The organism is Actinomycetota bacterium, assembly GCA_040905475.1.
Lineage (GTDB): Bacteria > Actinomycetota > AC-67 > AC-67 > AC-67 > DATFGK01.
Genome location: JBBDRM010000138.1, coordinates 59,866 through 86,271 on the forward strand (window position 1 = coordinate 59,866; position 26,406 = coordinate 86,271).

General features: G+C 67.6%; 26 protein-coding genes, 1 tRNA gene and 1 pseudogene. 20 read left to right on the forward strand and 8 right to left on the reverse strand.

Annotated features, from left to right (window positions below; all coding sequences use genetic code 11):
* Positions 1-202: 202 nt before the first annotated feature.
* From rpsF to WEB06_17010, 8 genes and pseudogenes are all read left to right on the forward strand, one after another.
* Positions 203-502, forward strand: a complete 300-nt coding sequence (rpsF, locus tag WEB06_16975; GenBank protein ID MEX2557310.1) for a 30S ribosomal protein S6 — start codon at positions 203-205, stop codon at positions 500-502.
* Between the two features lie 34 nt (positions 503-536).
* Positions 537-989, forward strand: coding sequence for a single-stranded DNA-binding protein (locus WEB06_16980; GenBank protein ID MEX2557311.1), 453 nt, complete (start codon positions 537-539; stop codon positions 987-989).
* Positions 990-1,109: 120 nt separating this feature from the next.
* Positions 1,110-1,322: pseudogene (rpsR, locus tag WEB06_16985) on the forward strand (30S ribosomal protein S18).
* Positions 1,319-1,765 carry a 50S ribosomal protein L9 gene (rplI, locus tag WEB06_16990; GenBank protein MEX2557312.1) on the forward strand — a complete coding sequence of 149 codons (447 nt, stop codon included), beginning with the start codon at positions 1,319-1,321 and terminating at the stop codon, positions 1,763-1,765. Before rpsR ends, rplI begins: the two are co-directional and overlap by 4 nt.
* A 204-nt stretch (positions 1,766-1,969) precedes the next feature.
* Complete coding sequence (gene dnaB, locus WEB06_16995) at positions 1,970-3,328, forward strand: replicative DNA helicase (protein ID MEX2557313.1); 1,359 nt, start codon at positions 1,970-1,972, stop codon at positions 3,326-3,328.
* A gap of 13 nt (positions 3,329-3,341) precedes the next feature.
* Entirely contained in the window at positions 3,342-4,004 is a 663-nt protein-coding gene (locus tag WEB06_17000) for an endonuclease III (protein ID MEX2557314.1), read from the forward strand.
* A gap of 7 nt (positions 4,005-4,011) precedes the next feature.
* Positions 4,012-4,917 (forward strand): DMT family transporter, encoded by a 906-nt coding sequence (locus WEB06_17005; protein MEX2557315.1) that lies wholly within the window; start codon positions 4,012-4,014, stop codon positions 4,915-4,917.
* Positions 4,914-5,123, forward strand: a complete 210-nt coding sequence (locus tag WEB06_17010) for a hypothetical protein (GenBank protein ID MEX2557316.1) — start codon at positions 4,914-4,916, stop codon at positions 5,121-5,123. Before WEB06_17005 ends, WEB06_17010 begins: the two co-directional genes overlap by 4 nt.
* Here the strand turns inward: WEB06_17010 and WEB06_17015 are convergent.
* From WEB06_17015 to WEB06_17035, 5 genes are all read right to left on the reverse strand, one after another.
* A tRNA-Gly gene (locus tag WEB06_17015) sits at positions 5,124-5,197 on the reverse strand. It lies immediately after the preceding gene.
* 14 nt (positions 5,198-5,211) lie between these two features.
* Positions 5,212-5,838: a dCTP deaminase gene (gene dcd, locus WEB06_17020; GenBank protein ID MEX2557317.1), complete on the reverse strand. Its 627-nt coding sequence runs from the start codon at positions 5,836-5,838 to the stop codon at positions 5,212-5,214.
* Between the two features lie 277 nt (positions 5,839-6,115).
* Positions 6,116-7,282: an acetyl-CoA acetyltransferase gene (locus tag WEB06_17025; GenBank protein ID MEX2557318.1), complete on the reverse strand. Its 1,167-nt coding sequence runs from the start codon at positions 7,280-7,282 to the stop codon at positions 6,116-6,118.
* 11 nt (positions 7,283-7,293) lie between these two features.
* A complete protein-coding gene (locus tag WEB06_17030) occupies positions 7,294-8,709 on the reverse strand; it encodes an OB-fold domain-containing protein (protein ID MEX2557319.1) in 1,416 nt (471 codons plus the stop codon).
* A 20-nt stretch (positions 8,710-8,729) separates the two neighbouring features.
* Entirely contained in the window at positions 8,730-8,891 is a 162-nt protein-coding gene (locus WEB06_17035) for a hypothetical protein (protein ID MEX2557320.1), read from the reverse strand.
* Positions 8,892-8,946: 55 nt separating this feature from the next.
* Here WEB06_17035 and WEB06_17040 point away from each other — a divergent pair, with 55 nt between their 5' ends.
* The 3 genes from WEB06_17040 to WEB06_17050 are packed head-to-tail and all read left to right on the forward strand — an operon-like array spanning position 8,947 to position 11,635.
* Complete coding sequence (locus tag WEB06_17040; GenBank protein ID MEX2557321.1) at positions 8,947-9,441, forward strand: DUF3105 domain-containing protein; 495 nt, start codon at positions 8,947-8,949, stop codon at positions 9,439-9,441.
* Positions 9,442-9,488: 47 nt separating this feature from the next.
* Positions 9,489-10,070 (forward strand): TetR family transcriptional regulator, encoded by a 582-nt coding sequence (locus WEB06_17045; protein ID MEX2557322.1) that lies wholly within the window; start codon positions 9,489-9,491, stop codon positions 10,068-10,070.
* Positions 10,070-11,635, forward strand: a complete 1,566-nt coding sequence (locus WEB06_17050) for a DHA2 family efflux MFS transporter permease subunit (protein MEX2557323.1) — start codon at positions 10,070-10,072, stop codon at positions 11,633-11,635. Before WEB06_17045 ends, WEB06_17050 begins: the two co-directional genes overlap by 1 nt.
* Positions 11,636-11,782: 147 nt before the next feature.
* On the opposite strand, the gene WEB06_17055 is transcribed toward WEB06_17050, so the two are convergent.
* The 3 genes from WEB06_17055 to WEB06_17065 are packed head-to-tail and all read right to left on the reverse strand — an operon-like array spanning position 11,783 to position 14,945.
* A complete protein-coding gene (locus WEB06_17055) occupies positions 11,783-13,888 on the reverse strand; it encodes a (Fe-S)-binding protein (protein ID MEX2557324.1) in 2,106 nt (701 codons plus the stop codon).
* 12 nt (positions 13,889-13,900) lie between these two features.
* On the reverse strand, positions 13,901-14,404 hold the full coding sequence (gene def, locus WEB06_17060; GenBank protein MEX2557325.1) for a peptide deformylase: 504 nt from the start codon (positions 14,402-14,404) through the stop codon (positions 13,901-13,903).
* A 7-nt stretch (positions 14,405-14,411) separates the two neighbouring features.
* A complete protein-coding gene (locus tag WEB06_17065) occupies positions 14,412-14,945 on the reverse strand; it encodes an ACT domain-containing protein (protein ID MEX2557326.1) in 534 nt (177 codons plus the stop codon).
* Positions 14,946-14,969: 24 nt separating this feature from the next.
* Between WEB06_17065 and WEB06_17070 the strand changes: the two genes are divergently transcribed.
* The 9 genes from WEB06_17070 (at position 14,970) to WEB06_17110 (ending at position 26,332) form a co-directional block, all read left to right on the forward strand.
* The gene (locus tag WEB06_17070) at positions 14,970-15,440 is read left to right on the forward strand and encodes a DUF192 domain-containing protein (GenBank protein ID MEX2557327.1); all 471 of its coding nucleotides are present in this window, start codon (positions 14,970-14,972) and stop codon (positions 15,438-15,440) included.
* 7 nt (positions 15,441-15,447) lie between these two features.
* The gene (locus WEB06_17075; protein ID MEX2557328.1) at positions 15,448-15,858 is read left to right on the forward strand and encodes a hypothetical protein; all 411 of its coding nucleotides are present in this window, start codon (positions 15,448-15,450) and stop codon (positions 15,856-15,858) included.
* Between the two features lie 141 nt (positions 15,859-15,999).
* Positions 16,000-17,823: a molecular chaperone DnaK gene (dnaK, locus tag WEB06_17080; GenBank protein ID MEX2557329.1), complete on the forward strand. Its 1,824-nt coding sequence runs from the start codon at positions 16,000-16,002 to the stop codon at positions 17,821-17,823.
* A gap of 129 nt (positions 17,824-17,952) precedes the next feature.
* Positions 17,953-18,516 (forward strand): nucleotide exchange factor GrpE, encoded by a 564-nt coding sequence (gene grpE, locus WEB06_17085; GenBank protein ID MEX2557330.1) that lies wholly within the window; start codon positions 17,953-17,955, stop codon positions 18,514-18,516.
* Entirely contained in the window at positions 18,513-19,652 is a 1,140-nt protein-coding gene (gene dnaJ / locus WEB06_17090; GenBank protein ID MEX2557331.1) for a molecular chaperone DnaJ, read from the forward strand. The genes grpE and dnaJ overlap by 4 nt, the downstream gene beginning before the upstream one ends.
* A gap of 1 nt (position 19,653) precedes the next feature.
* The gene (locus WEB06_17095) at positions 19,654-20,076 is read left to right on the forward strand and encodes a MerR family transcriptional regulator (protein ID MEX2557332.1); all 423 of its coding nucleotides are present in this window, start codon (positions 19,654-19,656) and stop codon (positions 20,074-20,076) included.
* 4 nt (positions 20,077-20,080) lie between these two features.
* A complete protein-coding gene (gene clpB / locus WEB06_17100) occupies positions 20,081-22,669 on the forward strand; it encodes an ATP-dependent chaperone ClpB (protein ID MEX2557333.1) in 2,589 nt (862 codons plus the stop codon).
* Positions 22,670-22,913: 244 nt separating this feature from the next.
* Positions 22,914-25,949, forward strand: coding sequence for a tetratricopeptide repeat protein (locus WEB06_17105; protein ID MEX2557334.1), 3,036 nt, complete (start codon positions 22,914-22,916; stop codon positions 25,947-25,949).
* 182 nt (positions 25,950-26,131) lie between these two features.
* Complete coding sequence (locus tag WEB06_17110; protein ID MEX2557335.1) at positions 26,132-26,332, forward strand: cold shock domain-containing protein; 201 nt, start codon at positions 26,132-26,134, stop codon at positions 26,330-26,332.
* Positions 26,333-26,406: the final 74 nt, after the last annotated feature.

Genomic DNA, 26,406 nt, shown 5'->3' on the forward strand with positions numbered 1-26,406 from the left:
GGTGGCGCGCCGCCGCGACGGCCCTCGATCAGCCCGAGGTTCCCGGTGCGCTCGAACCCCCCGTCGGCGGGCGAGGCGGCTGTGACGCTGTGGTACCCTGACTCGCGGTCGGCCCCGGTAGGCCGGCCACGACGAAGTCTCACCCCTGCTCCTTCCCCGGGCCCGCGCCCGGAAGGGGCCGCCGAGACCAGAGGAGGTGAGGATGGCGGACCGGCGCCGTTACGAAGTGATGCTGATCGTGGACCCTCGTTTGGAGGACGCCACGATCCAGCAAGCCGTCGATCGCTACCTCAGTGTGGTTCGCGACCGCGGCGGCGAGGTGGCCACGGTCGATCACTGGGGTCGCCGCAAGCTCGCCTACGAGATGAACCATCTGCACGACGGCTATTACGTCGTCGCGCACATGGACGCCGAGCCGTCTGCGATCGACGAGCTCGACCGTGTCCTTCGTCTCGCCGACGAGCTGGTTCGGCACAAGATCGTTCGCCCGGGCAAAGGGTAGGCAGGTCCTCTCCTTCCCAGGGAGGTGGTAACGGATGGCATCGGACAACCAGGTAACGGTCGTCGGCAATCTCGTCGACGACCCGGAGCTGCGATTCACGCCGCAAGGCGTCGCGGTCGCGAACTTCCGCGTCGCGGTGAGTCCGCGGATCAAGGACGCGAACGGCCAGTGGAAGGACGGCGACACGTCGTTCTTCCGGGTCAGCTGCTGGCGGCAGCTCGCCGAGAACGTCGCAGAGTCGCTCACGCGCGGCTCGCGCACGATGATCGCCGGGCGGCTCAAGATGCGCCAGTGGGAGACGCAGGAGGGCGAGAAGCGCTCCGTCGTCGAGATCGAGGCCGACGAGGTCGGTCCGTCGCTCAAGTGGGCGACCGCCAAGGTCGAGCGCACGTCGCGCGGCGGCGGCGGTGCCCCGGGTGGCGGGGACGACTGGGGTTCCGCTCAGCCGCCTGCGGCGGCGGCCGCCGAAGAAGAGGTTCCATTCTAAGGAACGCAACGGCTCCGGGGGGAGCCGTGGCAGTCGAGGAGGGTCATGCCACGGGATAGAGACAGGGATAGAGACAGGGACCGCAGAGGCCGCGACCGAGACGCCAAGGGAGGCTGGGGTCGTAAGCAGCGCGCGAAGGTCTGCCAATTCTGCCGAGACAAGGTGACCTGGGTCGACTACAAGGACACGCAACTGCTGCGGAAGTTCATGTCCGACCGCGGCAAGATCCGCGCTCGCCGCGTTACGGGCACCTGTCAGCAGCACCAGGTCGATGTCGCCACCGCGATCAAGAACGCTCGCGAGATGGCCCTACTCCCCTATGCGTCGCGATGAAGGTCGTCCTGACGCAAGAGGTGCGGGGGCTCGGCAGCCCGGGCGACATCGTCGATGTGGCCGACGGCTACGCGCGGAATTTCTTGATCCCACGCGGGCTGGCGAGCCGCGCGACCAAGGGTGCACTCAAGCAGGTGGACACCATCCGCCGAACGCGCGAGGTACGTGAGATCCGCGATCGCGAGAAGGCCGACGAGCTTGCCGCTCAGCTCGGCGCGCTCAAGGTTCGTGTCTCGGCGAAGGCCGGTGACGGTGGTCGCCTGTTCGGACAGGTGACGTCTCAGGCCGTTGCCGAAGCGGTCTTGAAAGCCGGCGGACCGAAGATCGACCGCAAGCGCTTGCAGTTCGACGGCCCGATCAAGAGCCTCGGAACCCATCAAGCGTCGCTGCGGATCCATCCCGAAGTCGAAGCGGTCCTCAACGTCGAGGTGGTGAAGGCGTAAGCGCGTTTTCCTCTTCTTGACCGGCTCGTCAGACTCTTAGATACTCGCGCCCGCTGCATGAATGTTGGGGCGGCTCTTGTGCCGCCCCACGAGCATGTCTGGGGTCCTGTGGACAGCCTGGGGACTGGGGTGAGGACGACGCGGTTCGGGTTGGGGACGACGTGTGGACAGTTCATGTCGTACCCGGCCGCTACCGTCTAAGCCATGCCCGCCAACCTGTCGGTCGCGTCGCCGCCCCAGGCCTACGGCCGCGTCCCGCCGCACAACCTCGAGGCCGAGCAGTCCGTCCTCGGCTCGATGATGCTCTCGAAGACCATCGTCGGCGAGGTTCTCGAGGTGCTGCGTCCCGACGATTTCTACCGTGAAGCACACACCCGCATCTGCGAGGCGATCCGAGACCTCTTCTCCGCCGGCGAGCCGGTCGACGGGATCACCGTCCCCGACGAGCTCGAACGCAGGGGCCACCTCGAGTCGGTCGGCGGGCGCCCCTACGTCCACACGCTCGTCGCCGGCGTCCCGCATCCCGGCAACGCCGTCTTCTACGCGCGCATCGTGTCCGAGCACGCGACCCTGCGGCGTCTGATCGACGCCGCCTCACGGATCACGCAGGAGTGCTTCGAGGTCCCCGACAACATCGAGGACATGATCAACCGCGCAGGTGAGGCGATCTACGGGATCGCGGCCGGTCGCATCCACACCGACTTCATCCCGATCCGCGACCTGCTCGCGGAAAGCATGGAGGCGCTCGACCGGCTGGCCTCGCACGAGAGCGATGTCACCGGCGTCCCGACCGGGTTCCGGGACATCGACGCGCGCCTGTCGGGCCTCCAGCCGCAGAACCTGATCCTCGTCGCCGCTCGTCCGGCGATGGGAAAGTCGTCGTTCGTGATGAACATCGCGCATCACGTAGCGCTGGTCGAGCAGATCCCGGTCGTCATCTTCTCGCTCGAGATGAGCCAGATCGAGATCGTGCAGCGCCTCATCTGCTCTGAGGCTCGCGTGGACACCCGCGCGCTGCGCAGCGGCCGACTGACCGAATCCGACTGGATCAAGGTTTCGAGCGCGGTGGGACGGCTCGACGCGGCCGCGCTCTACATCGACGACTCGCCGTCGGTCTCCATGATGGAGATCCGCGCGAAGTGTCAGCGCCTCAAACGCAAGCAGGATCTCGGGCTCGTCATCGTCGACTACATCCAGCTGATGACCTCGACGCGGCGGACCGAGAACCGCGTGCAGGAAGTCAGCGAGATCTCGCGGTCGCTCAAGATCCTGGCCAAGGAGCTGGACGTTCCGGTGCTCGCCGTCTCCCAGCTCTCTCGTCAGCCCGAGCAGGGCGGCGGCGACCGCAGGCCGCACCTTTCCCACCTGCGTGAATCCGGTTCGCTGGAGCAGGACGCCGACGTTGTGATGATGATCTACCGTGATGAGGTCTACAACCAGGACTCCCCGGCCAAGGGCGAAGCTGAGGTCATCACCGCGAAGCACCGTAACGGGCCGACCGGAACGGACCACCTCGCGTTCCTCGGACAGTTCACGAAGTTCGCCGACCTTGCCCGCTCGTAAAGAGCGCGCCCGCGTGATCCAGATCGTCCGCCGGCTTCTCCGCGAGTACCCGCCGGATCATCCCGCCCGGCCTCACGCGAAGGCACGGGACCCGCTGTCGGAGCTCATCTTCACGACGCTGTCGCAGAACACCTCCGACCTGAACCGCGACCGCGCGTGGGCGTCGATGAAGCGAGCGTTCCCCACGTGGAAGGATGTCATCGCGGCGCGCACGCCGGATCTCGAGCGAGCGATCGCCGTCGGCGGCCTCGCGAAGACGAAGGCGCCCCGCATCCAGGCGATCCTGCGCGAGGTGATCGCCCGCGAGGGCCGCCCATCGCTCGCGCGCCTGAAGCGGATGAGCGACGACGAGGTCGTGGCGTACCTCGAGACGCTGCCGGGCATCGGGCCGAAAACGATCGCGTGCGTGCTCGCGTTCTCGCTCGGGAGGCAGCGCTTGCCCGTCGACACGCACGTTCTGCGAGTGGGGTCGCGTCTGGGGATCTTCGACGTGCGCGCCAACGCCCGTGCCGCCCAGGGCGCTATCGAGGCCGCCGTTCCACCGCGAGATCGGGTTGAAACGCATCTGGCGCTCATCGCTCACGGGCGCACGACATGCGCCGCTTTGCGGCCCGCTTGTGAGCGTTGCGTCTTGGGGGATCTGTGTCCCTCGGCAGGGCGCGTTTCGGTACAGTGACGACCCCATGCGTTCCCGAACCGGCTACGTCGAGCTGATCGTCTGCGGCCTCATCTGGGGCTCGATCGGCGTGCTCGTCAAGGAGATCGACGTGAGCGCGCCGGTCACGGTGTTCTTCCGGCTATCGCTCGGCGCCGGCTCCGTCGTCGCCTTCTGGGCGCTCCGCGGCCGGCTCTCCGAGCTGGCGCTCCGGAGCGACCGCGGGCTGGTGCTCGCCGCCGGGCTGACTCTGGCGTTCCACTGGGTGGCGTTCTTTGAGGCGTACAAGCGTCTCCCGGTCGCCACCACGATCTTGATCGTCTACGTCGGTCCGGTGCTGATCGCCGCCGCCGCACCCGCGGTGCTCGGCGAGCGCCTCGAGCGCAACACGCTCTACGCGCTGGCGCTGTCCGTCGCGGGGATCGCGCTGATCGCGGTTCCGTCGAGTGGCTCGGGCGACGCGTTCGGGTACGCGGCCGCCGGAGCCGCGGCGGTGTCGTTCGCGGTGCTCGTGCTCACGCTGAAACGCGTATCGCCGGAGGTCCCGGCGCAAGCGATCGTCGCGTGGCAGCTGGGCATCGCGACGCTCGCCGTTTCCCCGTTCCTCGCCGGCGCGAGCGGCCGCGAGATCATCCGCGCCGCACCGACACTGCTGGCGCTCGGCGTGCTCCACACGGGCGTCGCCGGGATCCTCTACGTCGGCGCGCTGCAGATCGTGAAGGCGCAGCACGTGAGCATCCTGGTCTATCTCGAGCCGGTGACGGCCGTGCTGTGGGCGTGGGCGGTGCTCGGTGAGCGGCCTGAGCCGGCGACGGTCTTCGGCGGGGCGGCGATCATCGTCGCCGGGTTGCTCGTCGTGGTGCCGGGCCTGCGCGCCGCGACGCCCGTGGGTTTGCCCGAGCCCGTGCGCGCCAAGGTCGGGGGTGCGCCGTGATCCCACTCCCCGTCATCCTGGCCGAGATCATCATGGCGCTTGGTGCGGCGCTGTTGTTCGCGAACGTCTGGGCCCTTCTCCGCCCGATCCTGCGACCGGATCAGGAGCCGGTGCGTCCGGTCAACCGCGGGCGCGCGATCACGAACGCGCTGATCGGCCTCGTCGTGCTCGTATGGGGGTTCGCGTCGTTCATCACGCGGATCTAGTGGAGCGGGCGAAGGGAATCGAACCCTCGTCTAGAGCTTGGGAAGCTCTCGTTCTACCATTGAACTACGCCCACGGATCGTCGCGATTCTAGCGGCCGCTCTTGCGCTTCGGCAACGGGCTTCTGGGACGTTTCGCGGCTTCGCGCGCGCGGGCGGCGGCCTTCTCGAAGTCCTCGTAGAAGCGGGACGGCGTCGGGCCGCGCTGGCCCTGGTACTTGCCGCGCTCGCCGTACGGTCGGTCGGCGGGAGAGGTCATCTCGAACAAGCAGAGCTGTCCGATCTTCATCCCCGGGTAGATCGTGATCGGAAGATTCGCCACGTTCGATAGCTCGAGGGTCAGGTGACCGGACCAGCCGGCATCGACGAACCCCGCCGTCGAGTGGATCAGAAGTCCGAGCCGTCCGAGAGACGACTTGCCTTCGATGCGCGCGACGACGTCGTCGGGCAGCGTGACTTTCTCGAGCGTGGAGCCGAGCACGAACTCGCCGGGGTGAAGGATGAACGGCTCCTCGGGGTCGACGCGGACCTCCTCTGTCAGATCGTCCATCCGCTTCTTCACGTCGATGTAGGGATAGCGGCTGTTCGCGAAGATGCGGAATGTGTCGTCGACGTGGAGGTCGATGCTCGAGGGCTGGATCGCGGCGTCGTCGAAGGGCTCGATGACGACGCGCCCGTTCTCAATCTGCTTGCGGATGTCGCGGTCGGACAGGATCACGTGGGTGGCTCCTTGTACGGCCTCAAGGGAAGGCCGGTCACATTATGAAGGATGCCGCTCCGAGTTGAGCATCCCGCCCAGGATGGTCGCGGCGACCAGGGTGGCTGCGAGGAGGCGCCAGAACCGTCTGCTCCACGGGTTCCCGGCCTCGGCACTGGCGCGGCGTGGCTCGGGGCGGCTATGGACCTTCGGGCACCGCTTCTGAGAGGTGACAGACATGACTGTCATGACAGACATGTCTGTCACTCGTGGAAAGAGGTGTGCAGTCCGGCGAGAACTACTGGCGGCCTAGGATGGTGACCGAGCAGACCGCGCCGGGCCCGCCGAGGTTGTGCGCAAGGCCGAGCTCCGGGTCTCGCACTTGTACGCCTTCGGCGCGGCCCTGCAGCTGGCGGGTCACCTCGCCGATCATCCGGCAGCCGGTCGCGCCGATCGGGTGGCCGAACGACTTCAGGCCGCCCGAGGGGTTCACGGGAAGCGGGCCGTCGGCGTTCGCCAGCCCGTCGCGCACGAAGTTCGCGCCTTCGCCCTTCTTGCAGAAGCCGAGGTCCTCGTAGTTCAGCAGCTCGGTGATCGTGAAGCAGTCGTGCACTTCGGCGAGCGAGATCTGCTCGAACGGATCGGTGACCCCGGCTTCCTCGTACGCCATCTTGGCGGCGGCTTGGGTCGCCGGGAACCCGAGGTAGTCGAACGAGGGCTTGTACATCGGGTTCGCTGTGTAGACCGACAGCCCGTTCGCTTTCGCGAGCACGTAGTCGTCCTTGTGCGTGAGGGTCTTCGCGACCGCCGGAGTCGTGACGATCACCGCAGAAGCGCCGTCCGACACCGCGCACGAATCGAACCGTCCGAGCGGGTACGCGATGATCGGCGCATTCATCGCGTCGTCCATCGTGATCGCGCGACGGAAATGTGCCTTCGGGTGCTTCTCGCCGTTGGCGTGGTTCTTCACCGCGACGCGTGCGAGGTCTTCCTTGTTCCAGCCGTGCACCTCGAACGCGCGGGTGGCGGCCATCGCGAACATCGCCGGGGCCGACGGTGCCGGCAGGAACGGGTGCAGCCCTTCCCGGACGTTCGGGAGGCCGCGCGATCCGGAGTCGGTGATCTTCTCGACCCCGCACGCGAGGACGATGTCGTAGACGCCGGCCGCGACGGCGAAGCACGCGTTGCGGAACGCGTCCATCCCCGAGGCGCAGAAGTTCTCGACCCGGGTCGCGGGGACGCCGTACATGCGCAGGGGGTCGACGGCGGCGGCGCCGCCCATCCCTGTGGTGTGGTAGTAGACGCCGGCCCAGATCGCCTGGATGTCTGATCGTTCGATGCCGGCGTCGCGACAAGCCTCGTCGACGGCCTCCACGAGCAGGTCCTCCTGGTCCTTCTCCCAATGCTCGGTGAAGCGCGTCGCACCGACGCCTGCGACGGCGATCCGATCTTTGATGCCCGGCATCCAAACAGCTCCTATGCGGGGACCGTCGCGGTGCGCGGCGGCCTGGCTTTCCAATAGTAGTTATGGAACCCGGCGCCGTCGTGGATACGCCGGAAGGTGAGCTCGATCTCGTTGCCGATGCGCACCTCGTCCGGGTTCACGTCGGTCATGTCGAAGAACACGCGGCCACCGCCGTCCATGTCGACGACAACGCGCGGGACCGGGGTCTCCAGGTACTCGCCGCCGACGAGATGGTCGAGGGTAAACGTGAAGATGCGGCCGCGGTGCGCGAGCTTGATCGGCTCCATCTTGTCCAGGGCGGCGCACTCGACGCACGCGCGGTTGGCCGGGAACTGGACGATGCCGCACGCGGTGCAGCGCACGCCCTCGAACGGCAGCGCCTGGCGGCGGTCGCGCCAGTACTGGACGGTCGACGAGCGGGGGTCCGACGCGTCCGACGGCAACAGGCGGCGGAAACGCAGGAATCCCTCGTAGCTCGGAAGCATCTGCTTCGAAGCGATCAGGTCGGCAACCGGAACGCCCGAGCGCGCCGCGTCGATCCCGGCGCCGATCCGCAGAACGAGCGCGTCGGCGCCGTCACCTTGCGCGACCGCGATGATGTGGTCGCCGGCCGCCGCGCCGTCGAGAGCCGCCGCGAGCGCAACGAGCGTATGGGCTGCGCCGAGGTTGCCGACGGTGGAGAACAGCGGGTCTCGAGCAACCTCTGCGACACCGATACGCTTCGCGGTCGTCGCCAGGGTGCGCGGGTCCGGCGCGTAGGCCACGAACTTCGTGACTTGCTCGGCGGCGATCCCAGCGCGAGAAAGCGCTTCCTTCGCCGCGGCGATAACCGCTCGGGCGTAGCCGTATTCGGTCTCGAGCTTGGGCTCGAAGGAGCGGACGTAGTGGTCGACGGTCCGGCGCCAGGGCCCGGTGAAGTCCTCGGTCACGCCGGCGACCCCGATGATCTCGGCCGGGCCGTCGGCGGTGATGAGCACGGCGGCGGCGCCGTCGCCGAGGAGCTGCTCGGTCGCGGTGGCGGGCTCGGCGGGCCGAGCGTCCGCTGCGACGACGAGGACCGCACGCGCGGTGCCGGCCGCGATGGCGTCGAGCGCCGAACGCAGGGCCGTCGTGGCGGCGCGCAACGATCCCGTGACGTCGGAGGTCAGCGCGTTCGGCAGGTCGAGCACGGCCGCGATCGTCGCGGCCCCCTGCTTCTCGGCGTAGGGCGACGTGGTCGTGGCGAAGAAGACCGCGTCGACGTCGGAACGGTCGCGCCCGGCCAGGCACGCGAGGGCCGCCTCGACGCCCATCGTCAGCGAGTCCTCGTCCCCGGCCGAAACGGATCGCTCCCCCGGCAGCGACGGCGTGTCCCACGCCCGGCCCATCGTCTTCCGGTCGAGGCGGAAGGTGGGCAGGTACGCGCCCCACGCGGCGATGCCGGCCAAGGTAGTCCTCCTAGCGAGTGTCAGCAGCAGGTACGCAGGGTCGGATCCCACCAGGCGCAGAACGCGTCGTCCCAGTAAGGGTCCGCGAAGCGGAGGCCGGGCTCGTCCTGCCCTGCTTCGGGGTGCCGCTCCGAGCGAACCGGCCGTTCCTCGGTTACCGTCTGTGGCTCGATGGCTTCCACGGGTTCATTGTCGGGGCGCTCACGGCATGGTCGCAACCTGCGGCTCGCGGCGCTGATGGTCGCCCTTTCCGCCCTGGTCGCGTCCTGCGGGGACTCGAACACGAGCGCGGGCCCGGCTCCCAGCCTGCCGGCCGGGTGCACCCCGGTCGCCTCTCCGGAGATCCTTCCGGCTACCCACATCCCCACCGGTCAGACGGCGACCTACAACACCACACCACCCAGCTCGGGAAACCACTACGCCTCCCCCGCTGGCGCCGGCGGGTACACCGAGCCGATCAAGAACGAGACGCAGGTTCACAACCTCGAGCACGGCCACGTGATGGTCCAGTACCGAGGCATCACCACCGAGCAGATCAACGAGCTCGGCGCGTTGCTCCGCAAGGACCCACAGAAGGTGGTATTCGCGCCCTACCCGGACATGGATCCGGCCATCGCGCTCACGTCGTGGGGGAAGATCCAGACCTGCGACGCCTGGAGCGATTCGATCCCGGCCCTGGTCACGTACTTCATCCGGGTGAACCGCGATAACGCCCCCGAAAGCATCAACTGATCCGGAACTTGACGGATAACTAACTAGTTAGTTACCTTGCCGGGGCGATGAGCCCCGCAGCCACGAAAGAGCGCATCCTCGAAGCCGCCTTCGCCGAGTTCACGAAGCGCGGTTTCGCCGGGGCCCGGGTCGACGAGATCGCCGGTCGAGCCAAGTGCAACAAGGCGCTCCTCTACCAGTACTACGGCGACAAGGAAGCGCTCTTCAAGCACGTGCTCGAGTGCAAGATGCGGGAGATGCGCGGGATCGCCACCGACGACCCCGAGCGGCTTCCCGAGGTGATCGGCGAGTTCTTCGACTTCCACGCCGCCAACCCGTGGATCACCAAGCTGCTGCTGTGGGAGGCGCTCGACTTCGGCTCGAAGCCGGTCCCCAACGAGGCGGAACGGCGCAAACACCTGGCCTCGCACGTCGCCGATCTCGAGGGGTTCCAGCGGGACGGCTTGGTCGACCCGAACCTGGACGCACAGATGTCGCTGGTGACGTTGATCGGCATGACGCAGGTGTGGTTCGCGTTGCCGCAGCTCGCTCGGATGGTGTCCGGAGGAAACCCGTACACGCCGGCGGCGTTGAAGCGCCGGCGGGAGCACTTGATACAGGTCGCACGCAAGATGCTGGAGGTGCAGTGATGTTCGAGGGAGAGAACAAGCGCGAGAAGATCCTGGTGCTCCTCACGATGTGCTTCGCCCTGTTCATGGCGATGCTCGACAACACCGTCGTCAACATCGCGCTGCCGACGCTGTCGAGCGACCTGAACGCCGGCGTGAGCGGGCTGCAGTGGATCGTGGACGGATACGTGCTCGCGTTCGCGAGCTTGCTGCTTACCGGCGGGATCCTGGGCGACCGCTACGGGCGGAAGCGGATGTTCCTGCTCGGCCTCGCCGGGTTCACGCTCGCGTCGCTCGGTTGCGGCTTGTCGAACTCGACCGGCATGCTCATCGCGTTCCGCGCGCTGCAGGGCGTCGGCGCCGCGCTGCTGATGCCGGGGACGCTGTCGATCCTGACCGTCACGTTCCCACCGCAGGAGCGCGCGAAGGCGATCGGGATCTGGGCGGGCGTCTCAGGGCTCGCGTTGTCGCTCGGCCCGACGCTGGGCGGCTGGCTCGTCGACCACGTCGGTTGGGAGTCGATCTTCTTCCTCAACGTTCCGATCGGCATCCTGGGCGCGTTCGCGGCCGTCCGCTGGGTTCGCGAGTCTCGCGCCCCGCACGCGCGGCAGCTCGACCTGGGCGGTCTGGCTCTGGGCACCGCGGGACTCTTCAGCGTGACCTACGGGCTCATCGAGGCGAATCAGCTCGGGTGGAGCGATCCGCTGATCGTCGGTGCGCTCGCGGCTTCTGTGCTGATGTTCGGCGGGTTCATCTGGTGGGAGCGGCGCACGCCGCACCCCATGATGCCGCTGCAGTTCTTCCGCATACCGGCGTTCTCGGCCGGCAACGGGGTCTCGTTCGCGATCTCGCTCGGCATGTTCGGCACGTTCTTCTTCGCGAGCCTTTTCATGCAGGTCGTCCGGGGCTACGACGCCTTCCAGACCGGGGTCCGGTTCCTGCCACTGACGCTCATGATCCTCGTGGCGGCGCCCAACGCCGGGCGCTACGCGTCGAAGCACGGCTCGCGGCTGCCGATGACTTTCGGGCTGCTGCTCGCCGGCACGGGGCTGCTGCTGCTCAGCCGCGCCGACCAAGGCACCTCGTACGCGATCATGGTTCCGATCTTCATGATGATGGGCTTCGGTATGGCGTCGGTGATGGCGCCGATGACCGCGGCGGTCATGAATGCCGTCGGACCGGAGCGGGCCGGGCTGGGATCCGCGACGACGAACACGTCGCGCGAAGTGGGGGGCACGTTCGGGATCGCGCTCCTCGGAACGTTGCTCACGACCAAACTCAAGAGCTCGCTCGGTGGGGCACTGGCCGGGCTCGGGCTCAGCGGCGCGCAGCAGTCGGCGATCGTCGAGAACGCGGGCCACCTGCATCTGTCCGGTGAGGCGCTTGCCGGACTGACGCCCGCGCAGCAAGGCGCGGTCGCGCAGGCGTTCGCCGGGTCGTTCATCGACGGGTATCAGCTCGCGCTGATGGTCGGTGGGTTCGTGGTCCTTGTGGCGGCCTTCGTGGCGTGGCGCTTCATCCCGGGATCGCCTCCGGCGCACGCCGTGCAGCCGCAGACCGAGGGGGAGATCGTCGCGGCAGTCTGAAAGCGGCCGCACCGTGTCGACGCGTGTTCCTCGACGGCATCGCGTCGTTGGACGCCGTGCGCTCAATGCGGGCGGAGCGTTGATCGGGGCGATCCTGGGTGCCGGGCTCGTCCGGCGGAGCCGTGCCGGGCCGGGGCGCGCGGCGTGTTAAACCGGCTGGGTCGAGCCGGCGTCGCTGGCGGCGGGCGCCGGCTCTTTCTTGCGGCCGTTGAGGCCGACCGAGCGCGCGAGGATCTGCGCGACATCGAGTACCTGAACGTTCTCTGATGCTTCCTTCGACTGGACCTTATCTTTGACCGCGTCGTCGAGCATGATCATGCAGTAGGGACAGCCGGTCGAGACGATGTCGGGGTTCGTGCCGAGCGCTTCCTCGATCCGCTCGTGATTGATGCGCTTGCCGGCGGTCTCCTCCATCCACATGCGCGCGCCGCCGGCACCGCAACAGAACGTGCCGCGCTTGCAGCGGTGCATCTCGGTGGTGGTCACGCCGGGGATCGCGCCGACGACGGTGCGGGGCTGGGACATCACGTCGTTGTGGCGCGCGAGGTAGCAGGGGTCGTGGTACGTGACCCGCGCATCGACGTCTTGCTCGGGCTTGAGCTTGCCGTCCTTGATCAGCTCGGCGAGCAGCTCGGTGTGGTGGATGACCTCGAAGTCACCCCCGAAGTCGGGATACTCGTTCGCGATCGTGTTGAAGCAGTGTGGACAGCTCGCGACGATCTTGCGGGTCCCCTTCTCCTTCAGCATGGCGATGTTCGACTTCGCCATCTCCTGGTAGAGGTACTCGTTGCCCATACGGCGGGCGGGATCGCCGGTGCACGGCTCTTGCGTCCCGAGGATCGCGAACGATACGCCGGCCTTCACCATCAGCTCCGCGAACGCGCGCACCGCTTTCTTGGCGCGATCATCGAACGCGCCCGCGCAGCCCACCCAGTAGAGGTAGGACACGTCGGGCGGGATGCGCCCGTTGACGACGACGAGGTCGTCCTCGATCCCCTTCGCCCAGTCGATCCGGTCCTGCGCGGCGGCGCCCCACGGGTTGCCCGAGTTCTCGAGGTTGCGGAGCAGCGCGCCGGCCTCTTGCGGGAACTTGGACTCCATCATGACCTGGTTGCGGCGCATGTCGATGATCGCGTCGACGTGCTCGATGTCGACCGGGCATTCGTAGACGCACGCGCCGCAGGTCACGCACGACCAGAGGAACTCCTCGGAGAAGACATCGGGAACGAGGTTCACCGGCGCGAGCTCGCCGGGCTCCTTCTCGCCGAGCAGCTCCGGACCGCGCGCGAGCAGATTGTCGCGAGCCCACATCATGAGCTGCTTCGGATTCAGCTCCTTGCCGGTGTTCCAGGCCGGACACACCGACTGGCAGCGCCCGCACTCGGTGCAGGTCAGCGTGTCGAAGAGCTGCTTCCAGGTGAAGTCCTCGACCTTGCCGACGCCGATCACCGTGTCGTCGGTCATGTTCTCCATGTCGATGTGCAGCGGCTGCAGTCGGCCGAGCGCCAGCGGCTGCCGGCCGAAGAGCACGTTCGGCGCCGAGGTGAAGATGTGCATGTGCTTGGAGTTCACGACGAGCACGAGGAAGCTCATGACGACGGCGAGGTGGCCGAGGAGGAAGCCGTCCTCGATCCAGTGGAGCGCGCTCGTGCTCAGGTTCCGCATGAGGTCGCCGACCCAGTGGGATAGGAACGCGCCGTGCGACGGGTACGGGAGCGTTTCGAGCGCCACCCGAGCCGCGCGGACCATCAGAACGGTCGAGACGACCAGGAAGATCATGATCAGGATGGCGTACGCTTGCCACATGTGACTCGAGTAGAAACGCGATCTGCGGCCGAGCAGGCGTGGCCGAGTCGCGAGCCGGATCATCGCGAACACGATCAGCGCGGCGGCGACGGCGGCGATGAAGAAGTCCTCGACGAAACCGAGCCAGGCGTGGTGGCCGATCCACGGGAGCTTCCCCTCGCGATCGAACAGCTCGATGACCGACTCGAGCAGCGTGATCTGGATGACCAGGAATCCCCAGAAGGTCAGCGCGTGCGCGACGCCGGGAACCTTCCACTGCAGGAGCTTCTTCTGACCGAGAACCTTGATGATCTCGTACTTGAGGTTGGCGGGGATCCGCTTGAAGCGGCCGGGGTCGCGGCGGCCGGCGACGAGGAGGCGGAACAGGTAGGCGATGCGCTTCAGCGCGAAGCCGGAGGCCAGGGTGATGATCGCGAAGCCGATGGTGACGCGGACCGCTGTGGCCATCGGGGCGGCATCCTACCGGGCGTAGCGCTTCCTCGGGAAAACGTCCGACGCCAGCGAGGAGACCCGGTCGAGGAAGAGCGCGCCGTGACAGTGGTCGATCTCGTGCTGGAAGGCCCGGGCCTCGAAGCCCTCGGCCTCGATCATCATGGGACGCTCCTCGGGGTCGAAGCCGACCACGACGATCTCCTCGGCCCTGGCCACGTTCGCGGTGATGTCGGGGAGGCTCATGCATCCCTCGCGCATGACCGCTCTCCCCTTCCGGGCGACGATCACGGGGTTGAGCATCACGATGAGCCCGTGCGTGGAGCGGGCCTTGCGGTGGCTCGAAACGTCGAGGCAGAAGGCTCGCGCGCCGACGCCGATCTGGGGGGCGGCCAGCCCGACACAGGCCGGGCTCGCCTCCATCGTGTCGAGGAGATCTCGCACGAGCGCGTCGGCGTCGGGGCCGGGCGGCACCTCCTCGGCACGGGCCTTGAGGACCGGGTTCGGGTAGCGGACGATCGGCCGGACGGCCACGTCGACGCTAGAGCGTCTCGGCCTCGAGCGGATGGAACGAGACGTCGACGTCGAGGTCCGCACCGGCCGTCTTGAGATCGGCGTCGATCGCCGCGATGTCGGCGGTCTTGGGGACGACGACCTCCATGAGCACGACGTAGACCGGCGGCTCCCCCTCGACGATGCGGGTGGCGAGGTCGGTGATGTTCACCTCGTGGCGGCTGAGCGTATCGCTGATCCGAAAGACGATGCCGGGCTTATCGGCGCCGTAGACGCTGACGACGTATTCCTCCGCCCCGAGGGCAGGTTCCGCGGTGGAAGCGGCGACGGGTCGCACCGACACGAGGAGCTCGAGCGCTTGCGCCGGACCGTGGAGCGCGCGCTCGACCGCGTTCGCGTCGGCGTCTTCGGGCAGGTCGACGATGAGCATCATCGAGAAGTGGCCGCCGAGGATCGCCATGCGGGAGTCCTCGATGTTTCCGCCGTGCTCGAACAGGACCTTGGCCACGGCGGCGGCGATGCCGGGCCGGTCGGCCCCTACCGCCGTCACTGCAACCTGCATGTCGGGCAACGTACCATTAGCCCGATGAAGCTGCGCGTGCTTGCTCTGGCCGTCGCGTTCCTCCTCATGGGGGCGTGCGGAGGCGAGGGACGGATCGAGTCCTTGTCCGGCGTCAAGGTCGTGCTCGGCTCGGGAACCACGACGCTCACGATCAACGCCAAGGTGGCGGCGACCCCCGAAGCGCGCTCCGAAGGGTTGATGGGTGTCAAGTCGCTACCGGCGAATCGCGGGATGCTGTTCGTCTTCCGTGAGCCCGTCCGGGTGAGCTTCTACATGAAGGACACACTGATCCCGCTCGACATCGCCTTCATAGGCCAGGGGAGGGTTCTCCAGATCGAGTCGATGGTGCCGTGCAAGGTCGAGCAATGTCCGTTGACCGTCCCCAGGGCGACGTACGAGATGGCGCTCGAGGTTGCCGCCGGGACCTTCGCCGAGGCGGGCATAGGGGTCGCCGCACCGGTCTCGATCGAGGGGACGCTGCCGAGGGCGAGCTAACCGCTCCGTGGCTTACTTCCCAGATTTCGGCAAAGAGACGGCGGTTGTCTCCGGGCGGCTCATCCGAGCGGTGGGGTGGCTCTCCTCGACGCAGCCCTTCAACCAGGGCACGGTCCCGGCTGAGTTCTCGGACCGGCTCGAGCTGATCTGCGAACGCTGGGACGACGGCGTCGAGGCACTCGGCTGGCCGATGACCGCCGGCTCGCACACCTGCGAGCTGTGCGGCGATTTCCATGCCGCGGGGAGCGTGGGCATCCCGGGCGACGGCATCCTTTTCGTGGCCCCGGAGATGGTCGCCCATTACGTGGACGAGCACGGCTACCTCCCCCCGGCGGACTTCGTCGAGGCCGTCCTCGCCTGCCCGATCCCGGGCACGGAGGAATACGAGCTCGCCGTAGCACCCTTCATAGACTCCTGAGAGCCGGCGTCCTTTGGCAGAAGCCCTGCTCAAGGCGTTCACGGCCTTGACAGTGGGACACTCATGTTTCTATACTTGGGTCACATAACTTTAATTGGGTGCTCTTCTACCTGGTAGAGGAGCCGAAAGGGGAGCAAGCAAATGGCGAAAGTCGTTGGGATCGATCTTGGTACCACCAACTCGGTCGTGGCCGTCCTCGAGGGCGGCGAGCCGACGGTGATCCCGAATGCGGAAGGCGCTCGGACGACTCCGAGCGTCGTGGCGTTCTCGAAGTCGGGCGAGATCCTTGTCGGTGAGGTCGCGAAGCGTCAGGCGATCACCAACCCGGATCGCACGGTCCGCTCGATCAAGCGTGACATGGGCCGCAAGGACTGGTCGCTCGACGTCGACGGCAAGAAGTGGACGCCGCAGGAGATCAGCGCGCAGGTCCTCGGAAAGCTCAAGCGCGACGCGGAGGCCTACCTCGGCGCGAAGGTGACCCAGGCGGTGGTCACCGTTCCCGCGTATTTCGACGACTCGCAGCGTCAGGCGACGCAGGAAGCCGGCACGATCGCGGGCCTCGAGGTGCTGCGGATCATCAACGAGCCGACAGCAGCGGCGCTGGCGTACGGGCTCGACAAGAAGAAGGACGAGACCGTTCTGGTTTTCGACCTCGGCGGCGGGACGTTCGACGTGTCGCTACTCGAGATCGGTGACGGCGTCTTCGAGGTGAAGGCGACGCACGGCGACACGCACCTCGGCGGTGACGACTGGGACCAGCGCGTCATCGACTGGCTCGTGACCCAGTTCAAGAACAAGCAGGGCGTGGACCTGTCGCAGGACCGGATGGCGCTCCAACGACTGAAGGAAGCCGCAGAGAAGGCGAAGATCGAGCTGTCCGGGACGACCGAGACGACGATAAATCTCCCGTTCGTGACGGCGACGGCCGAAGGGCCGCTGCACCTGGAGGAGAAGCTGACCCGCTCGGAGTTCGAGCGGATGACGTCGGATCTGATCGACCGGTGCAAGGGACCGTTCACGATGGCCGTGAAGGACGCGGGGATCGACGTGAAGGCGATCGATCACGTGATCCTGGTCGGCGGCTCAACGCGCATGCCGTCCGTGCAGGCGCTGGTGAAGGAGCTGACCGGCGGCAAGGAGCCGAACAAGGGCGTCAACCCCGACGAGGTCGTCGCGGTCGGCGCTGCGATCCAGGCCGGCGTGCTCAAGGGCGAGGTGAAGGACGTTCTTCTGCTCGACGTGACGCCGCTGACGCTCGGGATCGAGACCAAGGGCGGGATCTTCACGAAGCTCATCGAGCGGAACACGACGATCCCGACTCGTAAGAGCGAGATCTTCACGACGGCCGACGACGGGCAGACGCAGGTCGAGGTCCACGTCCTCCAAGGTGAGGGCGAGATGGCGACCGGGCACGGGGTTCGTTCGCTGGGCAAGTTCCAGCTGACCGGCATCCCGGCCGCGCCGCGCGGCGTGCCGCAGGTCGAGGTGTCGTTCGACATCGACGCGAACGGCATCGTGCAGGTGGCCGCGAAGGATCTCGCGACGTCGAAGGAGCAAGCGATGACGATCACCGGCGGCACGGCGCTGCCGAAGGAAGAGATCGATCGCATGATGCGCGAAGCCGAGCAGTTCGCCGACGAGGACGCCAAGCGTCGCGTCGAGGCGGAGGCTCGCAACCAGGCCGACAACCTCGTTTACCAGACGGAGAAGCTGCTGACCGAGAACGGCGAAAAGATCCCGACAGGGGAGCGCGACGACGTTCAGAAGTCACTCGACGAGGTGAAGGAAGCCCTCAAGGGCACGGATACCTCGGCGATCACGTCGGCGTCGGAGCGGCTCTCGCAGGCGGCCCAGAAGGTCGGCCAGGCGATGTACAACGCGCAGCAGGCTGAGTCGGCCGGGCCGGCAGGTTCGTCCGACGACGTCGTCGACGCGGAAGTGGTCGACGAAGGAGACAACGCGTAAGGGCGTCGGGCGAGCAGGTGCTTTCTCAGACGCGTCTGACATGTCAGACATGTCAGACGGTGCTGGGAGGAGGTAACAGGAGGTGAGGGTAATGACGATCACCCGCATCGAGATCAAGGCGCAAGGCTGATGACGGAGGACCGCGCTGAGGATCCGGCGGCGCGAGCTGCCGAGGCCTCCGCGGCTCCGGAGGCTCGTGTCACCGATAAGCGCAAGCGCGGCGAGGCGACGGTCGAGGAGCAGCTCGAGCGCGCCCAGCGTGAGTCGGTCGAGCATCTGGACGATCTGAAGCGGCTCAAGGCGGAGTTCGAGAATTACCGCAAGCGCGTGTTGAAAGAGCAGACGCAGCTCGTGGAGAGGGCTTCGCAGCAGCTCGTCGAGAAGTTGATGCCGGTGCTCGACAACTTCGAGTTGGCGTTGATCGCGGCGGATCGGACGAAGGACTACGAGCCGTTGGTGCGAGGGGTCGAGATCGTATACGGCGAGCTCATGGACCTGTTGCACAAGGAGGGGTTGGCGAAGATCGAGGCGGTGGGGAAGCCGTTCGATCCGACGCAGCACGAGGCGGTGCTCGAGGTTGGCGATGGGCCGGCGGAGGGCGATCCGGTGGTCGCGGAGGTCGTGCGGAACGGGTACACGCTCAAAGGGAAAGTGGTTCGTCCGGCGATGGTCAAGGTGGTCAGAAGGCATTGAACGGGAATCGCGCATGGTTCGAGAAGGACTTCTACAAGGTGCTCGGGGTCTCGGAGACCGCGAGTGCCGACGAGATCAAGAAGTCCTTCCGTAAGCTCGCACAGAAGTACCACCCCGACCGCAATCCCGGCGACGGAGCAGCCGAAGACCGGATGAAGGAGATCTCCGAGGCATCCGACGTGCTGTCGGATCCCAAGAAGCGCGCCGAGTACGACGAGGTCCGCAAGATGGCCAAGTCGGGGTTCGGGCCCGGCGGCTTCGGGGGAGGAGGCGCCAACCCCTTCGGCGGCAACGTCCGCGTTGAGGGGTTCGACGTCGGCGACCTCGGCGGGATCTTCGGGGATCTGTTCGGCGGGAACGTCGGCGGACGCGGCGGACGGTCGCGCGGACCGCGGCGAGGCAGCGACATCGAGACCGAAGTGTCGATCAGCTTCGAGGAAGCGGTCGACGGAGCGACCGTTCCCATCAAGCTCACGCGCGATGCGCCGTGCGCCTCGTGCGGCGGCAGCGGTGCCGAGCCCGGCACGCCGGTCGAGACCTGTCCGGCCTGCGGCGGGAGTGGGAGCGTCGCCGACAGCCAGGGGCTGTTCTCGTTCGTGCGGACCTGCGAGCGGTGCGGCGGTAGCGGCCGGATCGTGCATACGCCGTGCAAGACGTGTCGCGGCAGCGGAGTCCAGCGCCGCAAGGAAGACATCAAGGTTCGTATCCCCGCCGGCGTGTCCGACGGCGCGCGCATCCGTGTGCGCGGCCGCGGCGTTGCCGGCGGCGCCGGCGGGCAGCCGGGCGACCTGTACGTTGTCGTGCGGGTCGCGCCGCACACCTTGTTCGGACGTCGGGGCGATGATCTGACGCTGGATCTTCCGGTGACGTTCACCGAGGCCGCGCTCGGCGCGCAAGTGAAGGTCCCGACGCTCGACGAGCCGGTCACGGTCAAGATCCCGGCCGGAACGCAGCACGGCAAGGTCCTGCGGGTCCGCGGCCGCGGTGCTCCCAAGCGCAAGGGCAGCGGGAAAGGCGACCTGCTCGCGACCGTGAACGTTGTCGTCCCCGACAAGCTTTCCAAGAAGGAACGCGAGATGCTCGAGGAGTTCGGTGAAGCGCACCGCGGGTCTCCGAGGTCGCACCTAGGGGTGTGAGATGAAGAACCAACGACGAGGGACCGACGATCGGGCGCTGTTCGTGATCTCGGTCGCGGCCGAGCTGGCCGGCGTGCATCCGCAGACGCTCCGGATGTACGAACGGAAGGGGCTGATCCGGCCGCAGCGCACGCAGGGGAATACGCGACGCTACTCCCAGGCCGACATCGAGATCGTCCGGCTCATCCAGGAGCTGACCCAGGAGCGCGGCATGAACCTCGCCGGCGCGGAGATGGTGCTGCAGCTCCAGCAGCAGCTCGAGCAGGCCCAAGAACGGATGGAACGGCTGCGCCGCGAGGCGATGCAGCTTCAGCAACAGCTCGTGGAGAACCTCGAGCGGATCCGCAAGGCGCAACAGACGGCCCTCGTGCCGTTGCGGAATGCTCAGGCCCCGTTCGGCGTTGAAAGACGGGGAGGTCGATAGAGCCATGCAGTTCGACAGACTCACGTTGAAGTCTCAAGAAGCGGTTGCGGCGGCGCAGTCGCTCGCCGCGACGCGCAATCAGCAGGTGGTCCAACCCGAGCACCTGCTCCACGGGCTTCTGGCCGATGCGGAAGGCGTCGTCTTCCCGCTCGTTCAGCGACTGGGCTCGTCCCCGCGTTCGCTCCGCGATCGTGTCGACGAGCTGATCGATCGGATCCCGCGCGTCTATGCGAGCGGCGCCGCGCAGGAACGCGTCGCAGCCTCGCCGGCGATGGTGCGCGTACTCGAGCGCGCCGAGGAAGAGGCGCGCGCGCTCAAGGACGACTACGTCTCGACCGAGCATCTGCTGCTCGCGCTGACCGAGGTGGCCGGGCCGGTCGCGACTCTGCTCAAGACGGTGGGCGTGACCCGGGATGCCGTGCTGTCGGCGCTGGTCGAGGTTCGAGGGAACCAGCGGGTGACCTCGCAGAACCCAGAAGACACGTTCAACGCGCTGGAGAAGTACGGCCGTGACCTCACCGAGGCGGCCCGCAAGGGCAAGCTCGACCCGGTGATCGGGCGCGACGACGAGATCCGGCGCGTCATCCAGGTGTTGTCCCGCCGAACCAAGAACAACCCGGTTCTGATCGGCGAGCCCGGCGTCGGCAAGACGGCGATCGTCGAGGGGCTGGCGTCGCGGATCGTGGACGGCGATGTGCCCGAGGGGTTGAAGAACAAGCGCGTGATCGCACTCGACCTCGGCGGCATGATCGCCGGCGCGAAGTACCGCGGCGAGTTCGAGGAGCGGCTGAAGGCCGTCCTGAAGGAGATCACCGAGTCCGACGGCGAGGTCGTCACGTTCATCGACGAGATGCACACCATCGTCGGTGCCGGCGCCGCCGAAGGCGCGATGGACGCCGGCAACATGATCAAGCCGTTGCTGGCTCGCGGTGAGCTGCGCCTGATCGGCGCGACGACGCTCGACGAGTACCGCAAGCACGTCGAGAAGGACGCCGCGCTCGAGCGCCGGTTCCAGCCGGTCACGGTCGGCGAGCCCTCGATCGAGGACACCATCTCGATTTTGCGCGGGCTGAAGGAGCGGTACGAGGTGCACCACGGCGTTCGGATCACCGACGCGGCGATCGTGGGGGCGGCGACGCTGTCCGCGCGATACGTCACGGGCCGGTTCCTGCCGGACAAGGCGATCGACCTGATCGACGAGGCGGCTTCGCGGCTGCGGATCGAGATCGACTCGATGCCGACCGAGCTGGACGAGGTCGAGCGTCAGATGAAGCGTCTCGAGATCGAGCGAGCCGCGTTGAAGAAGGAATCCGACGCCGGTTCGATCGAACGCCTCGCGCGCTTGGAGTCGGAGCTGGCGGAGCTGCGCGAGCGGTCGTCGGGGATGAAGGCGCACTGGCTCGAGGAGAAGGAAGCGGTCACCGCGATCCGCGGGTTGAAGACCCGGCTCGAAGAGGCGCGGTCTTCGGCGGAGCGGGCGGAGCGCGACGGCGAGCTGGAGCGCGCCGCGGAGCTTCGCTACGGAACGCTGGTCTCGCTCGAGAAGGAGCTTTCGTCGGCGTCGGCGCGGCTCGCGGAGCTGCAGAAGACCTCGCACTACCTCAAGGAAGAGGTCGACGAGGAGGACGTCGCTGAGGTCGTCGCCACGTGGACGGGCATCCCGGTCTCGAAGCTGATGGAAGGCGAGATCGCGAAGCTGATCCACCTCGAGGAGCATCTGCACCGGCGCGTCGTCGGTCAGGAGCGCGGGATGGAAGCGGTATCGAACGCGATCCGCCGCGCGCGCTCGGGACTGTCGGATCCGAACCGGCCGGTGGGGTCGTTCCTGTTCCTCGGCCCCACGGGGGTCGGAAAGACGGAGCTGGCTCGCGCGCTCGCGGAGTTCCTGTTCGATGACGAGAAGGCGCTGGTTCGGATCGACATGAGCGAGTACCAGGAGCGGCACTCCGTGTCGCGCCTGATCGGCGCGCCGCCGGGGTACGTCGGCTACGACGAGGGAGGCCAGCTCACGGAGGTCGTTCGCCGGCGCCCGTATTCGGTGCTGCTGCTCGACGAGATCGAGAAGGCGCACACCGACGTGTTCAACGTGTTGCTTCAGTTGCTCGACGAGGGACGGCTGACCGACGGTCAGGGCCGGACGGTGGACTTCCGGAACACGGTCGTGATCATGACGTCGAACCTGGGGTCGGCCGCGATCATGGACACCGATCTGTCGGAGGATCTGATATCGCAGCGCGTGATGGCCGAGGTGCGGGGACACTTCCGTCCGGAGTTCCTCAACCGGGTCGACGACATCGTGATCTTCCACCGGCTGAGCGCGGAACACCTGCGCCAGATCGTGGACATCCAGATCGCCGGTCTTCAGCGCCGGCTCGAGGAACGCAAGATCACCGTCGAGCTGTCGGACAAGGCGCGCGAGTGGCTGGCGGAACGAGGGTTCGACCCGGCGTACGGCGCCCGGCCGCTGAAGCGGCTGATCCAGCGTGAGATCTCGGACGCGCTCGCGCGGCGGCTGCTCGGAGGCGAGTTCGCCGAGGGTGATCGGGTCGAGGTCGACGCGACCGCCGATGGCCTGGAGTTCCGCAAGGCATAGGTCCCCACGGCGGCGGCGGGTAGTACCTCTCCCCGACGGTGACAGACATGTCTGTCATGACTGTCATGACAGTCGCCTCCGGGAATCTCCCTACCTCCCCTCAGTCATGACCCGGGCGGACTCAACGCGATCGGGATCTCGGCTCGCCATTATGCTTTCGGTTGTGGGGACCGTGTGCTCGCGGTGTGGGGCGGAGCTTCCGGAGGAGGCTCGGTTTTGCCCGCGGTGCGGGGCCCCGACCGAGGTGCCGCTGTCGGCGGAGCGCAAGGTCGTCAGCGTGCTCTTCGCGGACCTGACCGACTCGACCAAGCTCGCGGCGTCGATCGATCCCGAGCGGTTCCGCGAGCTTCAGGGCGCGTTCTATCGGGAGGCGTCGGAGCGGATCGGCTCGTTGCGCGGGCGCACCGAGAAGTTCGTCGGCGACTCGGTCATGGCGATCTTCGGGGTGCCGTATTCGCACGACGACGACGCATTGCGTGCGGTCCGCGCCGGGATCGAGATCCGCGATCGCACGGCCCGGCTCGGCGAGGAGCTCGGGCTCCCGGCGCCGCTCCAGGTGCGGATCGGGATCAACTCGGGACCGGTCGTCGTCGGTTCGGGGCCCGCAGATCAGTTCCTGGCTTCGGGGGCGGCGGTGAACCTCGCGGCGCGCTTGCAGCAGGCGGGCGAGCCCGGTGAGATCCTCGCCGGCGAGACGACCCGGCAGCTGACGCGCACCACCGTCTCGTTCGGCGAGCCGCGAACCGTCGTCGCCAAGGGGTTCGACCAGCCGCTGACGGCGTGGCCGGTTGATTCGCTCTCGTTCCGATCCTCGCGCCGGACGATCCCGATCGTCGGCCGCCACCGCGAGCTGACGCTGCTCCGCGAGACGCTGGCGCGCTCGCGAGAGACCTCGCGCCTGCATCTCGTCACGGTGCTCGGAGAGCCCGGCATCGGGAAGTCGCGGCTCGTCGAGGAGCTGCTGTCTTCGGTCGAGGAGGACGTCACCGTTCTGCGCGGCCGCGCGGGACGGTTCGAGGAGGACGCGCTCTTCGCTTCGGTCGGCGAGATGCTCCGGCACGAGATCGGCGCGGACGCGACCGATCCGCCCGAAACGGTCCTGCAGCGCCTCCACGCGCGTGTCGACGAGGTGTGTCTGCGCGAAGCCGAGCAGGAGACGACCGACCGGCTGGCGCTGGCGCTCGGCATCGGAGCCGATCGCGGGGCACAGCGCCCCTACCAGCTCGCCGAGGTACGCGCCGGACTGGTCGCGTACCTCACCGGGCTGACGCGCTCGGGCGGGCCGGTGGTCGTCGCGTTCGAGGATCTCGAGCTCGCGCCTGCGGACCTGCTCGAGCTGATCGAGCAGGTGGGCGTGCGAGGCCGGCGGCTGCCGGTCGTCATCGTGTGCGCCGGGCGCGACGAGATGCTCCATACGTTCCCGGGATGGCCGGGCGCCGTGACCGATGCCATCACGCTCCGGCTCGAGCCGCTGTCCGAGGAACACGCGATCGAGCTCGCGCGCGCCTCGGGCGGGTCACTCGCCGACGAAACCGCCGAACGCGTCGCGCGGCACGCCGGCGGCAACCCGTTCTTCATCGTGGAGACCACCGGCATGCTCCTGCACGAGCGCAACGAGGAGCCGGCCGCCGTCGCGCCGCCGCTCCCGGCGACGGTGCATGCGGTCGTGGCGGCACGCATCGACCACCTGGACCCGCGCTCGCGCGACGTCGTCCGGAAGGCGTCGGTCTTCCCGCGGTCGAGCTTCTTCGCAACCGACCTCGCGATCGTCGTCGAGGCGTCCGATGAGGCGCTCGCGCGGCTCGAGGACGAGGAGCTGTTCGTGCGCGACCAGGAGCGTTCCGAGATGTGGCGCTTCAAGCACGACGTCGTTCGCGACGTCGCGTACGACTCGCTCGCCAAACGCGAGCGGCTTCAGCTCCACCTGGCCGTGGCCGACCGGCTCGAGTCGGAAGGACGGTACCCGGCCGGGCTCGCGCATCACCTCGAGCGGGCGGCCCACGCGTCCGTCGACCTCGATCCGTCGGATCGCTCGATCGCCGAGCGTGCCGTCGACGCGCTGCAGCACTCGGGCGATATCGCGCGACGGCGGATGGAGTCTCGCACGGCCATCGGCCGGTACGAGCGTGCGCTTGCGCTGGCCGGGCCCGAGGACCAGTGGAGCGCGCGCGAAGCGCAGGTGCTCTGCGGCATCGGAGAGGCTCGCTACTGGCTCGGTGAATTCCCCGAGTCGCGTGCGACGCTGGAGCGTGCCCTGATGTTCGGGCCCGAGGACGACTGGGTGCTGTGCTTCGCGCATCGGTTCATCGGCGACATCGCGCTCAACATCGAAGGGGAGATACCGCGGGCGGAGGAGCATTTCGCGCGCGCGCTGGACGCAGCGCGCAGGCTCGACGAACCGAGCCGCGCATTCGGGCTCGCTCGGACGCTTCTGATCGCGGCGTGGGCGCCGTATCACGCCCGCAACGACCTCGCGAAAGCCAAGGAGATGTTCCAGGAAGCGCTCGACGTGGCGACCGCCAATCCCGACGGCGATCCGTGGGCTATCGCGCGGGCGCTCACGTTCCTCGCCAGCATGACCTCGTCGCTCGAGCACGAGGCGGCCACGCTTCCGTTCATCGAGCGCGCGCTCGAGATCGGCCGGTCGATGAAGGATCCGTTCACCACCGCCGTCGCCCAGCACAAGCTCGGCGCTGCGCTCGGGATCATGGGACGGATCGACGAGGCGATCCCGCACCTCGAGGCCGCCGCGGCCACGCTGGCCGACATCGACGCGCGCTGGGAGACCGCGAGCGTACTCGCCGACCTTGGTGAGATCCTGCGTCATTTCGACCGGCCGCGGGGGGCCGAGCGGCCGCTCCGTGAGGCGCTCGCGATAACGCGCGAGCTCGGGGACCGCCAGCTGATCGGCTGGATCGCGGCCGAGCTTGCCCGGACGCTTCGGATGCTCGGCCGGAGCGACGAAGCACGGACCATCCTCAGCGAGGCTGCGACGCGCATCGACCTGTCTGCGGAGTCGTCGGCGCTCAAGGCGAAGGCTTTGATGGCGGTGGACGACGGCGACGAGAAGACGGCGCGCGCCACGATGGATCATGCGCTCGAGCTCGCGCGCGCCCGCGGTCTGGGGAACTCGCTGGCACGGATGGTGTGGTTCGCCGGACGCTTGCTGGGTCCTGAAGCCGTGGGAGGAGAGCAGGCACTTCGAGACGCGCGGGAGCGCCTCGAAGGAGCGGGCTGGGTGATGTTCCTGGTCGACGCGGATCTCCCGCCGACCCTCTGAGCTTGCCTTCTATCGTTTTATCCGGCGGCATGCTAGGCTAACGCCCGAGTTCGAGGTTTCGCGTCAAAGGTGTGTAGCCGCGGTCTCCTGCCGCGGCCGTTCCTTTTTCCGGACCCATCTCACGACTCCTACAACTCGGAGCCGGATCTTTTGCGCCGAAGGGCGCCGGAAGGAGGTACGACATGCGCGGAACCGTCAAATGGTTCAGCGACGAGAAAGGCTTCGGCTTCATCTCCCGTGAGGGAGGGGACGACGTCTTCGTTCATCACAGCGGCATCGCTGGTGAGGGATACCGTTCGCTGAAGGAAGGCCAAGAGGTCGAGTTCGAGGTTACACAGGGCCAGAAGGGCCCGAACGCCTCGAACGTTCGCCCCGTCGCCTAGTTAAGAAGTTGAGGGGCCGCGCACCGCGCGGCCCCTCTCCCTTGTACGCCCGTCATGGGCAACCGCTTGGAGGT

Bases quoted from the DNA above. Each gene is read 5' to 3' on its own strand.
- rpsF (MEX2557310.1), top strand. From the start codon at position 203: ATGGCGGACCGGCGCCGTTACGAAGTGATGCTGATCGTGGACCCTCGT.
- WEB06_16980 (MEX2557311.1), top strand. From the start codon at position 537: ATGGCATCGGACAACCAGGTAACGGTCGTCGGCAATCTCGTCGACGAC.
- rplI (MEX2557312.1), top strand. From the start codon at position 1,319: ATGAAGGTCGTCCTGACGCAAGAGGTGCGGGGGCTCGGCAGCCCGGGC.
- dnaB (MEX2557313.1), top strand. From the start codon at position 1,970: ATGCCCGCCAACCTGTCGGTCGCGTCGCCGCCCCAGGCCTACGGCCGC.
- WEB06_17005 (MEX2557315.1), top strand. From the start codon at position 4,012: ATGCGTTCCCGAACCGGCTACGTCGAGCTGATCGTCTGCGGCCTCATC.
- WEB06_17025 (MEX2557318.1), bottom strand. From the start codon at position 7,282: ATGCCGGGCATCAAAGATCGGATCGCCGTCGCAGGCGTCGGTGCGACG.
- WEB06_17040 (MEX2557321.1), top strand. From the start codon at position 8,947: ATGGTCGCCCTTTCCGCCCTGGTCGCGTCCTGCGGGGACTCGAACACG.
- WEB06_17045 (MEX2557322.1), top strand. From the start codon at position 9,489: ATGAGCCCCGCAGCCACGAAAGAGCGCATCCTCGAAGCCGCCTTCGCC.
- WEB06_17050 (MEX2557323.1), top strand. From the start codon at position 10,070: ATGTTCGAGGGAGAGAACAAGCGCGAGAAGATCCTGGTGCTCCTCACG.
- WEB06_17055 (MEX2557324.1), bottom strand. From the start codon at position 13,888: ATGGCCACAGCGGTCCGCGTCACCATCGGCTTCGCGATCATCACCCTG.
- WEB06_17065 (MEX2557326.1), bottom strand. From the start codon at position 14,945: ATGCAGGTTGCAGTGACGGCGGTAGGGGCCGACCGGCCCGGCATCGCC.
- WEB06_17070 (MEX2557327.1), top strand. From the start codon at position 14,970: ATGAAGCTGCGCGTGCTTGCTCTGGCCGTCGCGTTCCTCCTCATGGGG.
- dnaK (MEX2557329.1), top strand. From the start codon at position 16,000: ATGGCGAAAGTCGTTGGGATCGATCTTGGTACCACCAACTCGGTCGTG.
- grpE (MEX2557330.1), top strand. From the start codon at position 17,953: ATGACGGAGGACCGCGCTGAGGATCCGGCGGCGCGAGCTGCCGAGGCC.
- WEB06_17095 (MEX2557332.1), top strand. From the start codon at position 19,654: ATGAAGAACCAACGACGAGGGACCGACGATCGGGCGCTGTTCGTGATC.
- clpB (MEX2557333.1), top strand. From the start codon at position 20,081: ATGCAGTTCGACAGACTCACGTTGAAGTCTCAAGAAGCGGTTGCGGCG.
- WEB06_17110 (MEX2557335.1), top strand. From the start codon at position 26,132: ATGCGCGGAACCGTCAAATGGTTCAGCGACGAGAAAGGCTTCGGCTTC.